This window comes from Streptomyces sp. NPDC017095 (genome assembly GCF_044332325.1).
Taxonomy (GTDB): domain Bacteria; phylum Actinomycetota; class Actinomycetes; order Streptomycetales; family Streptomycetaceae; genus Streptomyces.
This window is the reverse complement of sequence record NZ_JBIROU010000010.1, coordinates 303,900-318,534: the sequence shown is the minus strand read 5'-3', so window position 1 is coordinate 318,534 and position 14,635 is coordinate 303,900. Positions and strand designations below refer to the sequence as shown.

Genomic DNA, 14,635 nt, shown 5'->3' with positions numbered 1-14,635 from the left:
CTCAGGAGCCCTGCGGCTGGCGGGCCGCCGCGGTCGACAGGCGGGGGCCGGTCGGCAGGAACTGCGACCAGGCCGCGGGGACGGGCGCGGGGTCGAGGTCGGCGTAGCCGAGGCGGGTCTGCGCCAGCTTGGCTTCCTGGCGGAGCTGTTGGCGCTGCTTGGCGTCGACGCCGACGCCCTTGTCGTCGCCGGCGCTGTCGTCGTTGGACTGCAGGGCGTAGCGCAGGCCGGTGTCGGTGACGAGGAAGACCGGGCCGGCCTTGGTCTCGCTGCCCTTGAACTGGCGGTAGAGCTGGCCGGATCCGGCGGTGACGTAGGCGCTGGAGGAGCCGGTGGGCAGGACCGCGGGGAAGTCGGTGCCGGCCCAGGTGGTCAGGGTCGTGTCGCCGTTGCCGGGGTCGACGTGGTTCAGCACGTTGCACAGGGTGTTGCGGCTGCCGTCGGCGGTGGCGGGGTTGTTGACCGCCTTGGGCTTCTCGGTGGGCCACTGGTGGTCGGCGGCGAACGGCTCGCCCCGGGTGATGGCGCCCGCGCTGACCTCCAGCGGGTGTCCGGCCTGGCCCAGCTTCACGAGGTCCTCGCTGACCAGGAGGAGCTGGGCGACGAAGTCGGAGACGGGCGCGACCCGGTGGGGCAGCACGACGAAGTACTGCTCCTGGCCGTTGACCGGTGCCCGGAGCACCATGCCGACGCGGTTGGCGTCCGGGTCGAGCTGGCCCGGGGCGCCGGCGGGGGCGCCCGGCACGCCGTCGACCGGCGGGAAGCTGATGCGGTCGCCGGGGTGCAGGGTGTCGATCCACTCCTTGGTGACCTTCTGCGGGACGCGGTCGGCGCCCACGATGGTCTGCAGGAGCAGGCTGTCGCCGGCGTCCAGCGGGTACGCCCGGCCGTGCGCGTCGACGACGTACTGCTGCTTGTCCGGGGTGGCGACGTAGAGGAGTTCGCCGCCGTGCAGCCGCTGCCGGCCGCCCAGCTTGCCGCGGTCCCGTTCGGCCAGGACGAACGCGGCCTTCTGGAGGGCGCCGCCGTTGCCGCTCGGGCGTTCGCAGACGGCCCACTCCTTGGCGGCGCCGGCCTCCTTGCCGGAGGGCAGCCGGTCCGGGGCGTAGGGGATGCCGATGGTGACGCCGTGCGGGATCTTGCCGTTGTCGAGGACCGACTCGTCCACGGTGACCACGTCGACGTCGTTCTGGGTGTCGAGGACCAGCTTGGCCGAGGCCATGTTGAGGACCGGGTGGAGCTGGACCTTGTCCTTGGTCTTCAGAACGACGTAGCGGGTGGTGGACTTGCTGGCGATGATCACCTTCTGCCCGGGATCGTCCCAGCCTTGCGGGGCCGTCGGTTTGAACATGCCCCAGGCCCCGAAGGCCGCCAGCACGACCACGCCGACGATGGCACCGGGCAGGATGGCGCGCAGCGGCCGGGGCGCCCCCTCGTCGGAGGCATCCGGTGACGACTGCACGAACGACGCGAGCATGCGGCGCTTCGCGAAGGTGTAGGCGTTGAGTTGGTCCCGCCGAGATGCCATCTGTGCCTGTTTCTCCCCGTGTCTCCCGCGGAGCGCGCCCGGGGACCACGCTCCCCCGCCCTCCGTTGTCGGACCCGGCCCCTACTATGCCTGGTACGGAGCGGACCGCGTGGAGCGGGTAGGGTACCGGGGCCCTCAAGGGCCTTGTTCGGTGGCCTGGTTCCAGTGAGTTGTGAGCAAAACGGGGGGATGGAGTGATGGCTTCCGGAACGCGGACGCGAGCACGCGGCCGGTCGGCGGCACGAGGCCGTGCGGCCGGGTCCGGGACGCCGGCGCGCGACGCGTCCGCCCGGCGCGGCGCGGACCGCCAGCAGGTCACGCCCGGCCTCAGGCAACGGCCGGGCCAGGCCGGTTCGTTCCGTTTGCAACGGCTGGTGCTGGTGGAGCTGGCGGCGGGCGTGCTGCTGGCCGGCTGGGCCGTCGGCATGGCGGCCCTGGTACCGGCCGCGGTGCTCGCGCTGGTGCTGCTCCTGCTGGCGTTCGTACGGCGGCGGGGCCGGTCCCTGCCCGAGTGGCTCGCCACCGCGCGGGAGCTGCGGGCGCGGCAGAAGCGGGCCGCGCACACCCCGGTGCCGCCGGGCACGGAGCCCGGGCTGGTCCCGGCGGTGGAGTGCGAACCGGCCCTGCGCACCTCCTCGTACGGCGGGCGTGACCGCCGGCCGGTCGGCGTCATCGGCGACGGCACGTTCGTCACCGCCGTGCTCCAGGTGGAGGCCGACGCGACCGCGCTGCGCGCCGAGCGGAGCCGCCAGCCGCTGCCGCTGGGCCTGGTGCGCGACGCGCTGGAGGTGGACGGCATCCGCCTGGAGTCCGCCCAGGTCGTGCTGCACACCCAGCCCGCGCCCGCGCTGCACCTGCCCCAGCAGTCGGTGGCCGTCGCCAACTACGTCCCGTTGCAGGAGCAGACCGGCGCCCCGGCCGTGCGCATCACCTGGATCGCGCTCAAGCTGGACCCGGAGCTGTGCGCGGAGGCCGTGGCGGCGCGCGGCGGCGGGCTGGAAGGGGCGCAGAAGTGCGTCGTACGGATCGCGGACCATCTGGCGAGCCGGCTGACCGGCGCCGGGTTCCGGGCGCGGGTGCTGGACGAGGAGGAGCTGGTCGCCGCCGTCGCCACCTCGGCCTGCGCGAACCCGCTGGTCACCGCGGAGGCGGGACGCAGCGAGACCCGGGAGCGGCGCACGGAGGAGTCCGGGCGGAGCTGGCGCTGCGACAACCGGCGGCACACGACGTACTGGGTGCGGCGGTGGCCGCCGCTGGGCGGGGGCGGGGCCGAGTCCCTGCCGCAGTTCGTCGCCCGGGTCACGGCGGTGCCGGCCCTGGCGACCACCTTCAGTCTGACGCTGGCGCGCGGCGAGCGGCAGGAGGTGTCGCTGTGCGGGCACCTGCGGGTGACCGGGCGCAGTGACGACGAACTCGTGGCGGCCCGGCGCGCGCTGGAGGACGCGGCCCGGCGGTCCGGGGCGGGCCTGGCCCGGCTCGACCGCGAGCAGCTTCCCGGCATGCTGGCCACTCTGCCCCTCGGAGGTGCGCGATGACGACGATGGGCACGACCTCCCCGGCGGGACCGGCCGCGCGGGAGCCCTCCGGGCCGCGGCGGGCGGCCGGGCTGCTGCGGCACGGACTCGGTCTGATCGGGCCCCGGCACGGCCGGCACGGCCTGTCCGCCCAGCACCTGGACGCGCTCGCCCTGCCGATCGGGGACGACGGCGTGGTGGCGGGTGTCGACGCCGAGGGCCAGCCGGCCGTGCTGGGCATCAACCGGCCCACGCCCTACGACGTGGTCCTGATCGGCGGTCTGTGGACGGCGCAGGTGCTGGCGCTGCGCACGGCGGCCACCGGCGCCCGGGTCGCCGTGGAGACCGGCCGGCCGCAGGCGTGGATGCAGATGGTGCACGCCATGGGCGGCGGGCAGAACGGCCTGTCCGTGTACGAGGTGGGGCGGGTCCCGCCGCAGGGCGCCTCCGCCGGTACGCCGGTGCTGGTGGTGCGGGACTGCGGTATGCGTCCGCCGCGCGGCCGGGTGGTGTCCGGGCCCTGGCAGTCGGTGCTGACCCTGCTGCCGTACCTCAGCCCGGTCGCGCCCCGGCTGCTGCGGCAGGCGCGGCTGGCCGGCATCCAGCGGGTCTCGCCGGACGAGGCGGCCGAACTCGGGCGCACCATGGGCCTGTCGCGGACCGAGGTGGAGTCGCTGCCGGCGCTGCCCGACGGCGTCACCCTGTGGTGCACCGACCGTGACCGGCAATATGTGCTGACCCAACCGACCGACGCCGAGATCGGATTGTTGGGCACGCCGCGGCGGATGGACTGAACTGCCCCTGCGCGTCCCATTTGTTCATACCCGTGCGCACGTCCCGCCCGGTCCGTCTTCGCCGCATGCCTGCCGTTTGCTCCCTGTTTCCTCCGGCCGGGGCGGAGGCGGGCACCCGGTCTCCGGGCGGGCGGCGGCCTCGCGATGCGTCCACACGGAGGCGGGCGGGCCTGCCGGGGGGTGGCTCCTGGTGATTAGGCTGGGAGTGGGCGCGATGGCAGGACCCGTGGGCCGGGCGTCGGTGTCCCGGGGCAGGTCCGCTGAGCCGGGCCGCCCCGAACGACTACGGACGATTCGGTACGACACGACATGGTCGCCCCGGCACGGCATGAGGGTGCTCGACCACACCAGGAGGAACTGTGAGCAGCGATCGGGACGGGATGCGCGGGGGCTGGGACACACCCGGCGATGACCAGCCCGACGCGGAGGCCGTCGAGACCACCGGCGAGTTCACCATCGACTACGCTCCCCCCGCCTGGTACACGCAGAACGCCTCCGGGGCGCCGGGCGCCCCGGCCGGACCCGGTGTGCCGTCGTTCCCGGCCGGCCCGCCGGTCCCGGGTCCGACGCCGCCCGCGCCGGCCGCCCAGCCGGCCGGCACTCCCCCGCAGGGCACTCCGGTGCCGGGAACTCCCGCGCAGGGAACCCCGTTCACCGCGCCGCAGGGTGCCGCGTACCCGCCGCCCCCGCCCGTCCCGGGGACCGCCTTCCCGCCGCCGGGCACGCCGTACGCTCCGCCCGCGCCGGGCACGCCGTACGCCCCGGCCGCGCAGCCCGCGCCGCCGGCCGGCGGTCCCGTCCCGGTGCCCCGGCTGCCCGAGGGCTTCGAGCCGCAGCAGCCGCAGGCGGCCCCGGCCGCCGCGGTGGAACCGGAGCCGGACGACGGGGACTTGCGGAGCGGGGCCACCATGCGGTTCTCCGCCGGCTCGCTGCAACGCCAGATGGACGAGATCGCCGAGCGCGTGGCGGCGGCCGGGCAGCGGACCGCGTCCGCGGGCACCGGCTCGGCGGAGGGCGCGGACGGCCACTCCCGAGACGACGAAGCCGCCCCGGCCGAGGACGCGGTGGCGCGGACCGCCGCTGCGGAGGAGGCCGCGTCCGACGAGGAGCGGAGCGGGGAGCGGGACCAGGAGGACGACGAGAAGACGGACGGGGTACGGGGCGAGAGCGGCCCGGCGGAGGCGGCCGGGGATTCCGCAGCGGAGGACGGTGCCGCCGAGGACGACGGCGCCGAGGAGACGGAGGGCGCGGCCGAGGACGGCACGTCCCGGCAGACCGCGCCGGAGGACTCCGCCGCGCCGGACAGTGCTCCCGGGGACGAGGCCCCGGGCGAGGGTGCCCCGGGTGACGACACATCGGACCACGCCCCGGAGCACACCGCCGCACCCGACACGGAGGCCCAGCAGCCCGGTACCGCCCGGCCTGGCGCCGCCCAGCCCGGCGGGCCGCTGCCTGACGCGACCCCGCCCGGCGCACCGCAGCCCGGCGGCTACGGCTTCCCGCCGCCCGGCGTGCCCCAGCCCGGCCCCGGTGTCCCGTACGCCGCCGAGCAGGCCGCCGCGACCGCTCCAGGCGCCCAGCAGCCCGGCACCGCAGCGGCGGGCACTGCCCAGCCCGGCACCGCCCAGCCCGGCGGGCCGCTGCCTCAGGCGGCTCCTCCCGGTGCACCGCAGCCCGGCGGCTACGGCTTCCCGCCGCCCGGCGTGTCCCAGCCCGGTGTGCCGCAGCCCGGTCCCGGCGCCCCGTACGCCGCCGTGCCGCCCGGCGCCCAGGGCGCCCAGCCCGGCTGGACGCCGCCGGCGCCGCAGGACGGGCTGCCTCCGCTGCCGCCCTCGTACCAGCCCGCGGCCCCGGCGCCCGCCGCCCAGTGGCCGCAGCAGGGCGTCCCGCAGCAGCCCGGCCCCATGCCCGGTCACCAGCCGCAGCCGGCGGACGGCCGGTCACCGGCCGGCGCGCCCGGTCAGCAGCCGCCGTTCCCGCAACCGCCGTCCCAGCAGGGGCCCTTCCCGCAGCCGCCGTTCCACCCGCAGGCCCCGCAGCCCGCACCCACCGCGTGGCACCAGCCGGGCCAGCAGGGACAGCCGGGTCAGCCCGGGGCACCGGCGGGCGCTCCGCAGCCGATTCCCGGCGGCCCCCAGCCGGCCCCCAACGGCCCCACTCCCCCGGACGGTTACGGCTTTCCGCAGCCCGGTGGTCCCGACACCCCGCCCCAGCCCGGCGGTTACGGCTTCCCGCAGCCCCCGGCCCCCGGCAGCGGGCCCCAGCCGCACGCCAACGGCCCTGCCGCACCCGGCGGTTACGGCTTCCCACCTCCCGGCGTCCCCAACACCGCCGCACAGCAGGCCGGTTACGGGTTCCCGCAGCCGGGGACACCCGGCGCCCCGCCGCAGCAGCCCGGTTACGGCTTCCCGCAGCCTCCGCAGGGCCAGGACGCCGGTCCCGGCGCTCCGCAGGCCCCGCAGGCGCCGGTCGACCCGCGTACCGGTGCCGCGTGGCCGCAGGCCGTGCAGCACGACCAGCGGCAGCCGACCAACCCCGGTGCCGCGCCGCTCGGTTACACCGCCGCCGTCGAGCTGTCCTCGGACCGGCTGCTCAACAACAAGAAGCAGAAGGCCAAGAGCGGCCGGCCCACGGCGGCCGGCGGCCGGTTCAAGCTGGGCGGCAAGAAGGAGGAGGCGGAGCGGCAGCGCAAGCTGGAGCTGATCCGCACGCCGGTGCTGTCCTGCTACCGGATCGCGGTCATCAGCCTCAAGGGCGGCGTCGGCAAGACGACCACGACGACCGCGCTCGGCTCCACCCTGGCCACCGAGCGGCAGGACAAGATCCTCGCCATCGACGCCAACCCGGACGCCGGCACGCTCGGGCGGCGCGTGCGCCGGGAGACCGGGGCCACCATCCGCGACCTCGTCCAGGCGATTCCGTACCTGAACTCGTACATGGACATCCGGCGGTTCACCTCCCAGGCGCCCTCCGGTCTGGAGATCATCGCCAACGACGTGGACCCGGCCGTCTCGACCACGTTCAACGACGAGGACTACCGGCGGGCGATCGACGTCCTCGGAAGGCAGTACCCGGTCATCCTGACCGACTCGGGCACCGGTCTGCTGTACAGCGCCATGCGCGGTGTGCTGGACCTCGCCGACCAGCTGATCATCATCTCCACGCCGTCCGTGGACGGCGCGAGCAGCGCCAGTACGACGCTGGACTGGCTGTCCGCGCACGGGTACGCCGATCTGGTCTCCCGGTCCCTGACCGTGATCTCCGGCGTGCGCGAGACCGGGAAGATGATCAAGGTGGAGGACATAGTCGCGCACTTCGAGACCCGCACGCGCGGGGTCGTGGTGGTGCCGTTCGACGAGCACCTGGCCGCCGGTGCCGAGGTCGACCTCGACATGATGCGGCCGAAGACGCGCGAGGCGTACTTCAACCTCGCGGCGCTGATCGCCGAGGACTTCACCCGGCACCAGCAGTCGCAGGGCCTGTGGACGAGCGACGGCAACCCGCCGCCGGTGGCCGCCCCGCCGATGCCGGGACACCAGACGCCCGGCCAGGTGTACGGTGCCGGCCAGCCCTACCCCCAGGCACCGGGCCAGCCGTATCCCCAGGCACCGGATCAGCCGTACCCCCAGGCTCCTGGACAGCCGTACCCGCAGGCACCGGGCCGGCCCTACGCCCCGCAGCAGCAGCCGTACCCGCCGCAGCAGGGCGGGCCGCAGCCGTACCCGGCCCAGCAGCCGGGCTACCCGCAGCCCGGACAGCCGCAGGCCCAGCCCCAGCCGCACCCGGGGCAGCAGCCGCCGCAGGCTCCGCCCGAGCAGTAGGGGCTACAGGCGCCAAGGGAAAAAGGCGGCCGGTGCGTCGAGCACCGGCCGCCCTTCCGTGTCGTGGCCCCGAGGGGCGGTGAGCGGACTACTGCGCCGCCACGATCTCCCGGCAGCGCTGCACGTCCTCGGCCATCTGCTCCAGCAGGGCGTCCAGCGACTCGAACTTGGCCTGGCCGCGCACATAGGCGAGGAAGTCGACGGCGACGTGCAGGCCGTACAGATCGAGGCCGACGCGGTCGATGGCGTACGCCTCCACCGTGCGCTCGGTGCCGTCGAACTGCGGGTTCGTGCCGACGGAGATCGCGGCCGGCATGGCCTCGCCCTGGACGTGCAGATAGCCGGCGTACACGCCGTCGGCGGGGACGGCGGTGTGCGGCAGCGTCTCGACGTTGGCGGTCGGGAAGCCCAGCTCGCGGCCGCGCTGGGCGCCACGGACGACGATGCCCTCCACGCGGTGCGGACGGCCCAGGATCTCCCGGGCGCCCGCGACGTCGCCCGCGGCGACCAGGCGGCGGGTCAGCGTGGAGGAGAACGGCTCGCCGCCGCCCGCCTCGCCGGTCACGTACAGGTCGACCACGTCGACCTCGAAGTCGTAGACCTTGCCCTGTGCGGCGAGGAACTCGACGTTGCCGGCCGCCTTGTGGCCGAAGCGGAAGTTGGGGCCCTCCACGACCGCCTTGGCGTGCAACTTGTCGACCAGCACCTTCACCACGAACTCGGCCGGTGACAGCTTCGAGAACTCCGTGGTGAACGGCAGGACGAGCACCGCGTCGACGCCCAGCCCGGCCATCAGTTCCGCGCGGCGGTGGTGCGGGGCGAGCAGCGGCGGGTGGCTGCCGGGGCGGACGACCTCGCTGGGATGCGGGTCGAAGGTGACGGCGACGACCGGCACGCCCAGTTCCCGGGCGCGGTCCACGGCGTGCTTGATGATCAGCTGGTGGCCGCGGTGCACGCCGTCGTAGGAACCGATGGTGACGACGCTGCGCCCCCAGTCCTGGGGGATGTCCTCCAAGCCACGCCAGCGCTGCACTGTGACCGCTCCTCGAACCCTTGTCCGTGTCTACCTTGACCTCGTGGTGCAGGTCTAAGGGTGCCATGCCGGGTGCCGCGCCCCCGCATCGGCATGGGGGCTGTGACCGGGCGCACGTTCCGCGCCGCCGTCCGGGCCGGGGAACGCGCCCCTTTCCGCTCCCCGGTTCACTCCGCGCGCCCGGCCGGCCGGGTGAATCGGCGGGGCCCGCTGGACAACTCTGGGAGAGGGGGAACCGAGGGGGGCCGTGGAGTGGCGGCAGGGCCGGACCCGTGGCCGGCCGCCGCTCCACGGCGGACGCCACCGGAGCGGCGGAGAACACGGGAGCGGCGGGCAACACGGGAGCGGCGGACGCCACCGGAGCGGCGGGCAACGCGGGAGCGGCGGACGCCACCGGAGCGGCGGGCAACGCGGAAGCGGCGGAGGGCCTGGAGGACCCTCGGCAAAGGACCCGGCGAGGGCCCGGCTCAGCCGAAGACGGCCAGGCTCTTGGCCTTGCCCCGGTGCTGCTCCACGAGCGCGACGAAGCGGCCGTCGTCATCGAAGACGGCCACCGGACCGGCGTCCGCGTACTCGTCGGGCATGTCCAGCCGGACGCCGTTCAGCAGCAGCCGGGACCGCCTGGCGTCGACCTGCCAGCGCGGGAACGCGGCGCCCGCGGCCTCGGCGATCGGCATCACGGTCAGGTCCTGCTGGAGCTGGTCCAGGGTCCGGGCCGCGTCCAGCTTGTACGGGCCGACCCGGGTGCGGCGCAGCGCGGTGAGGTGGCCGCCGACGCCGAGGCCGGCGCCCAGATCGCGCGCGAGGGCGCGGATGTAGGTGCCGGAGGAGCAGACTACCGACACGACCAGGTCGAGCACGGGCGTGCCGTCCTCGGCGACCGCGTCCCGGACGTCGTACACGGCGAAGGAGGAGACGGTGACCGGCCGGGCCGGGATCTCGAAGTCCTCGCCGTCACGGGCCCGCTTGTACGACCGCACGCCGTCGATCTTGATGGCGCTGACCTTGGACGGCACCTGCATGATGTCGCCGGTGAGCTTGGCGATGCCCGCGTCGATGGCGTCCCGGGTGACCTTGGAGGCGTCGGTGGACGAGGTGATCTCGCCCTCGGCGTCGTCGGTCACGGTGTTCTGGCCCAGGCGGACGGTGCCCAGGTACTCCTTCTCGGTGAGCGCGAGGTGCCCGAGCAGTTTGGTGGCGCGCTCGACACCGAGGACCAGCACGCCGGTCGCCATCGGGTCGAGGGTGCCGGCGTGGCCGACGCGGCGGGTCCTGGCGATCCCGCGCATCTTGGCGACCACGTCGTGCGAAGTGAAGCCCGACGGCTTGTCGACGATGACGAGGCCGTCGGGCGTGGTGTGCTTCTGGGTCATTCCGCGACGTCGCCGTCCGTGTCGGTGCCGTCGTCCGGGGCGGCATCCTCGTCGGCCGGCTTCTTGTAGGGGTCCGCTCCGCCGGCGTACGCGGCGCCCGTGGCCGCCTCGCGCACCTTCTGGTCGGACTGCCGGGCCTTGTCGAGCAGGTCCTCGATGTTCCGGGCGGTGTCGGGCAGGGCGTCCGCGACGAAGGTCAGGGTGGGGGTGAACTTCACCCCGGCAGCGCGGCCCACCTCGGAGCGCAGGACGCCCTTGGCGCTCTCCAGGCCCGCCGCGGCGGCGGCCCGCTCCTCCTCGTCGCCGTAGACCGTGTAGAAGACGGTCGCCTCCCGCAGGTCACCCGTGACCCGGGTGTCCGTGATGGTGACGTGCGAGCCGAGCCGCGGGTCCTTGATCCCGCGCTGCAGCTTCTGGGCCACCACCTCCCGGATGAGGTCCGCCAGCCTTTTCGCCCGCGCGTTGTCGGCCACTGGTCCGTCTCCCGTTCTTTCTTTCTTGCTTGCGTTTCGTGGTCAGTCGTCGTCGCCGTGGAAGCGCCGTCGTACGGACAGCAGCTCCACCTCGGGGCGGCCGGCGACCAGCCGTTCGCACCGGTCGAGCACGTCGGTGAGGTGCGCCGCGTCCCCGGAGACCGTGGCGAGGCCGATGACCGCCCGCCGGTGCAGGTCCATGTGGTCCACCTCGGCCGCGCTCACGGCGTACTTCCGCTGGAGTTCGGCGACGATCGGGCGGACCACGGAGCGCTTCTCCTTCAGCGAGTGGACGTCACCGAGGAGGAGGTCGAAGGACAGAGTCCCCACGTACATGTGTGTAACCGGTTCACCCGCCGGTACGGGATCGACGGCCCCGGGTCCGTGTGGCCGGGGACATCAAGAACCGTACCGCGTACCCGCCGGTGGCTCGACAGGGTTTCGGCACGGCCGGGTGCCCGGAGGCACCGGAAAAGCCACGCCGGCCGACGGGACCGGAAGTCCCGTCGGCCAGCGTGCGCCGTAGGCGTGTTACGCCCGCGGCTTCTCGCGCATCTCGTACGTCGCGATGACGTCGTCGACCTTGATGTCGTTGAAGTTTCCGAGGTTGATACCGCCCTCGAAGCCTTCGCGGATCTCGGTGACGTCGTCCTTGAAGCGGCGCAGACCGGAGATGGTGAGGTTCTCCGCGACCACCTTGCCGTCGCGGATGAGGCGCGCCTTGGTGTTGCGCTTGACCTCGCCCGAGCGGACCAGGACACCGGCGATGTTGCCCAGCTTGGACGACTTGAAGACCTCGCGGATCTCCGCCGTGCCCAGCTCGACCTCTTCGTACTCCGGCTTGAGCATGCCCTTGAGGGCCGCCTCGATCTCCTCGATCGCCTGGTAGATGACCGAGTAGTACCGGACGTCCACACCCTCGCGCTCGGCCATCTGCGCCGCGCGGCCTGCCGCACGGACGTTGAAGCCGATCACGATGGCGTCGGAGCCCATCGCCAGGTCGATGTCGGACTCCGTGACCGCACCGACGCCGCGGTGCAGGACGCGGATGTCGACCTCTTCGCCGACGTCCAGCTGGAGCAGCGAGGACTCGAGGGCCTCGACGGAACCGGAAGCGTCACCCTTGATGATCAGGTTCAGCTGCTGGACCTCGCCGGCCTTGAGCACCTTGTCCAGGTCCTCGAGCGAGACGCGGCGCGTGCGCTTGGCGAAGGCCGCGTTGCGCTCGCGGGCGGCGCGCTTCTCGGCGATCTGACGGGCCGTACGGTCCTCGTCGACCACCAGGAAGTTGTCGCCCGCACCCGGGACGTTGGTCAGGCCCAGGACCTGCACCGGCGTCGAGGGTCCGGCCTCGGCGACGTTGTTGCCGTTGTCGTCGAGCATGGCGCGCACCCGGCCGTAGGCGTCGCCCACGACCATCGTGTCGCCGACCCGCAGCGTGCCGCGCTGGACGAGGACCGTCGCCACGGCACCGCGGCCGCGGTCGAGACGGGACTCGATCGAGATGCCCTGCGCGTCCTGGTTCGGGTTGGCCCGCAGGTCGAGCGAGGCATCGGCCGTCAGGATCACGGCCTCCAGCAGCGAGTCGATGTGCAGACCCTGCTTGGCGGAGATGTCGACGAACATGGTGTCGCCGCCGTACTCCTCGGCCACGAGGCCGTACTCGGTCAGCTGACCGCGCACCTTGGTCGGGTCGGCACCCTCGACGTCGATCTTGTTGACCGCGACCACGATCGGCACGTCGGCCGCCTTGGCGTGGTTGAGCGCCTCGACCGTCTGCGGCATGACGCCGTCGTTGGCCGCGACGACCAGGATCGCGATGTCGGTCGACTTCGCACCACGGGCACGCATGGCGGTGAACGCCTCGTGACCCGGGGTGTCGATGAAGGTGATCTTGCGCTCTTCGTCGTTGACCTCGGTCGCGACCTGGTAGGCACCGATGTGCTGGGTGATGCCGCCGGCCTCGCCCGCGATGACGTTCGTCTTGCGGATGGCGTCGAGCAGCCGGGTCTTACCGTGGTCGACGTGACCCATGACGGTGACGACCGGCGGGCGGACCACCAGGTCCTCCTCGTCGCCCTCGTCCTCGCCGAACTCGATGTCGAAGGACTCGAGCAGCTCGCGGTCCTCCTCCTCCGGGCTGACGATCTGAACCGTGTAGTTCATCTCGCCGGCGAGGAGCTGGAGGGTCTCGTCGGAGACGGACTGGGTCGCGGTGACCATCTCGCCGAGGTTCATCATGACCGCGACGAGCGACGCCGGGTTGGCGTTGATCTTCTCCGCGAAGTCGGTGAGCGACGCGCCGCGGGAGAGACGGATGGTCTCGCCGCCGCCGCGCGGCAGCATCACGCCGCCGACGCTCGGGGCCTGCATGGCCTCGTACTCCTGGCGCCTCTGCCGCTTCGACTTGCGGCCGCGGCGCGCGGGACCGCCGGGACGGCCGAAGGCGCCCTGCGTGCCACCGCGGCCACCGGGACCGCCGGGACGGCCGCCGAAGCCGGGACGGCCACCGCCGCCACCGCCGGGACCACCCGGACGGCCGGCGAAACCGCCGCCGCCGCCACCGGGACCGGCCGGACGGCCGGCGAAGCCGCCGCCACCGCCGCCGGGACGGCCGGCGAAGCCGCCACCGCCCGGACGACCGCCGCCGCCACCGGGACGACCGCCGGCACCGGGACCGCGGCCGCCGGGGCCACCGCCGCCCGGACGCGGGCCGGCAGCGGGACGCTGCGGCATCATGCCGGGGTTAGGACGCGGACCGGCCGGGCCGGGACGCGGGCCGCCCTGCGGACGGGGCATACCGGCCGGCGACGGACGGGAACCGCCCGCGGCCTGCGGACGCGGACCGCCGCCCTGCTGGCCGGGCGCCTGCGGACGGGGACCGGCGCCGGGGGCACCGGGACCGCCCGGGCGCGGGCCGCCCTGCGGACGGGGCGCCTGCGGGCGCGCCATGCCGGCGTTGCCGCCGGAGGTGAAGGGGTTGTTGCCCGGACGCGGGCCGGCCGGACGGGCACCGGGACGCGCGGACTGGCCGCCGGGGCGGCCGCCGCCCTGGCCCGGACGGGGCGCCTGGCCCTGGCCGGAGGCCGGACGGGCGCCACCGGGCTTCGGGGCACCCGGACGGGAGCCGGGACGCTGGCCCTGGGCGGCCGGAGCCTGCGGAGCCTGCGGGGCCTGGGGTGCCTGCGCGGCGGGGGCGGCCGGCGGAGCGGTGAACTCCGGGGCGGCCGGGGCCGGACGCGGCGCGGGCTTGGGGCCGGGCACCGGGCGCGGGCCCGGGGCCGGCGCGGATGCCGCGGGAGACGGCGCAGCGGGCGCCGCCGGGGCGGCGGGCTGCTGGGCGGCGGGTGCCGCCGGTGCCGACTGGGGCTTGGGCGCCGCCGGCCGGGGGGCCGGGGCAGCCGGACGGGCCGCCTGCGCCGGGGACGGCGCGGCGGGCCTCGGGGAGGCCTTGCGCGGGGCGGGCTTGCCGGCGGACCTGCCGTTGCCACCGCCCTGGAAGGCGTCGGTCAGCTTGCGTACAACCGGCGCTTCGATGGTCGAAGACGCCGAACGGACGAATTCACCGAGTTCCTGGAGCTTGGCCATGACGACCTTGCTCTCTACTCCGAACTCCTTGGCGAGTTCGTATACCCGGACCTTAGCCACTTCGCTCCTTTGAGGTCCGGGTTGAAGCCGGACCGTCGCTAGTTCATGGGCGTACTCATCGCGTACTCATCGAGTGCTCATCGCAATCTCGACCTGCTTTCGACTCGCGAGGTACCAAGCCGCACGGTGTTCCGTACGGCACGTCTTACGGTGTTGCCTGCTCGGCAACTGTCGTCTGCTCGACGTATCGGCGCAACGCCTTTGTGTCGAGCGGTCCCGGGACGCGCAGTGCCCGCGGGAACGCCCGGCGGCGAACCGCCTGGTCGAGACAGACCAGGGCGGGGTGCACGTACGCACCCCGGCCGGGCAGCGTACCGCGAGGATCGGGGACGCATGCGTCCCCGCTCTCCACGATCCGCAGGAGATCGTCCTTGGCCGCCCGCTTCCGGCACCCCAGACAGGTGCGTTCAGGGCATGATCCGGCGTGCGTCCGGCCAGACACAGTTAAGTC

General features: G+C 74.3%; 10 protein-coding genes. 3 read left to right on the top strand and 7 right to left on the bottom strand.

Annotated features, from left to right (window positions below; translation table 11 throughout):
• Nucleotide 1: 1 nt before the first annotated feature.
• Entirely contained in the window at nt 2-1,528 is a 1,527-nt protein-coding gene (eccB, locus tag ACH4OA_RS22255) for a type VII secretion protein EccB (protein ID WP_397970341.1), read from the bottom strand.
• Between the two features lie 197 nt (nt 1,529-1,725).
• Here eccB and eccE point away from each other — a divergent pair, with 197 nt between their 5' ends.
• From eccE to ACH4OA_RS22240, 3 genes are all read left to right on the top strand, one after another.
• Nucleotides 1,726-3,063 carry a type VII secretion protein EccE gene (gene eccE, locus ACH4OA_RS22250; protein ID WP_397949174.1) on the top strand — a complete coding sequence of 446 codons (1,338 nt, stop codon included), beginning with the start codon at nt 1,726-1,728 and terminating at the stop codon, nt 3,061-3,063.
• A complete protein-coding gene (locus tag ACH4OA_RS22245; RefSeq protein ID WP_365877712.1) occupies nt 3,060-3,836 on the top strand; it encodes a hypothetical protein in 777 nt (258 codons plus the stop codon). Before eccE ends, ACH4OA_RS22245 begins: the two co-directional genes overlap by 4 nt.
• Before the next feature lie 359 nt (nt 3,837-4,195).
• Nucleotides 4,196-7,657 (top strand): SCO5717 family growth-regulating ATPase, encoded by a 3,462-nt coding sequence (locus tag ACH4OA_RS22240; RefSeq protein ID WP_397970338.1) that lies wholly within the window; start codon nt 4,196-4,198, stop codon nt 7,655-7,657.
• An 88-nt stretch (nt 7,658-7,745) separates the two neighbouring features.
• On the opposite strand, the gene ACH4OA_RS22235 is transcribed toward ACH4OA_RS22240, so the two are convergent.
• From ACH4OA_RS22235 to ACH4OA_RS22210, 6 genes are all read right to left on the bottom strand, one after another.
• On the bottom strand, nt 7,746-8,690 hold the full coding sequence (locus tag ACH4OA_RS22235; RefSeq protein WP_397940527.1) for a bifunctional riboflavin kinase/FAD synthetase: 945 nt from the start codon (nt 8,688-8,690) through the stop codon (nt 7,746-7,748).
• A 467-nt stretch (nt 8,691-9,157) separates the two neighbouring features.
• Nucleotides 9,158-10,063, bottom strand: coding sequence for a tRNA pseudouridine(55) synthase TruB (gene truB, locus ACH4OA_RS22230; RefSeq protein ID WP_397949178.1), 906 nt, complete (start codon nt 10,061-10,063; stop codon nt 9,158-9,160).
• Nucleotides 10,060-10,536, bottom strand: coding sequence for a 30S ribosome-binding factor RbfA (rbfA, locus tag ACH4OA_RS22225; RefSeq protein WP_397940523.1), 477 nt, complete (start codon nt 10,534-10,536; stop codon nt 10,060-10,062). Before rbfA ends, truB begins: the two co-directional genes overlap by 4 nt.
• Before the next feature lie 42 nt (nt 10,537-10,578).
• Entirely contained in the window at nt 10,579-10,872 is a 294-nt protein-coding gene (locus ACH4OA_RS22220) for a DUF503 domain-containing protein (RefSeq protein ID WP_365877722.1), read from the bottom strand.
• A 195-nt stretch (nt 10,873-11,067) separates the two neighbouring features.
• A complete protein-coding gene (infB, locus tag ACH4OA_RS22215; protein ID WP_397970335.1) occupies nt 11,068-14,184 on the bottom strand; it encodes a translation initiation factor IF-2 in 3,117 nt (1,038 codons plus the stop codon).
• 145 nt (nt 14,185-14,329) lie between these two features.
• Nucleotides 14,330-14,626, bottom strand: a complete 297-nt coding sequence (locus tag ACH4OA_RS22210) for a YlxR family protein (RefSeq protein ID WP_365877728.1) — start codon at nt 14,624-14,626, stop codon at nt 14,330-14,332.
• Nucleotides 14,627-14,635: the final 9 nt, after the last annotated feature.

Coding starts and splice junctions, on each gene's coding strand:
- eccB (WP_397970341.1), bottom strand. CDS start 1,528: ATGGCATCTCGGCGGGACCAACTCAACGCCTACACCTTCGCGAAGCGC.
- eccE (WP_397949174.1), top strand. CDS start 1,726: ATGGCTTCCGGAACGCGGACGCGAGCACGCGGCCGGTCGGCGGCACGA.
- ACH4OA_RS22245 (WP_365877712.1), top strand. CDS start 3,060: ATGACGACGATGGGCACGACCTCCCCGGCGGGACCGGCCGCGCGGGAG.
- truB (WP_397949178.1), bottom strand. CDS start 10,063: ATGACCCAGAAGCACACCACGCCCGACGGCCTCGTCATCGTCGACAAG.
- ACH4OA_RS22220 (WP_365877722.1), bottom strand. CDS start 10,872: ATGTACGTGGGGACTCTGTCCTTCGACCTCCTCCTCGGTGACGTCCAC.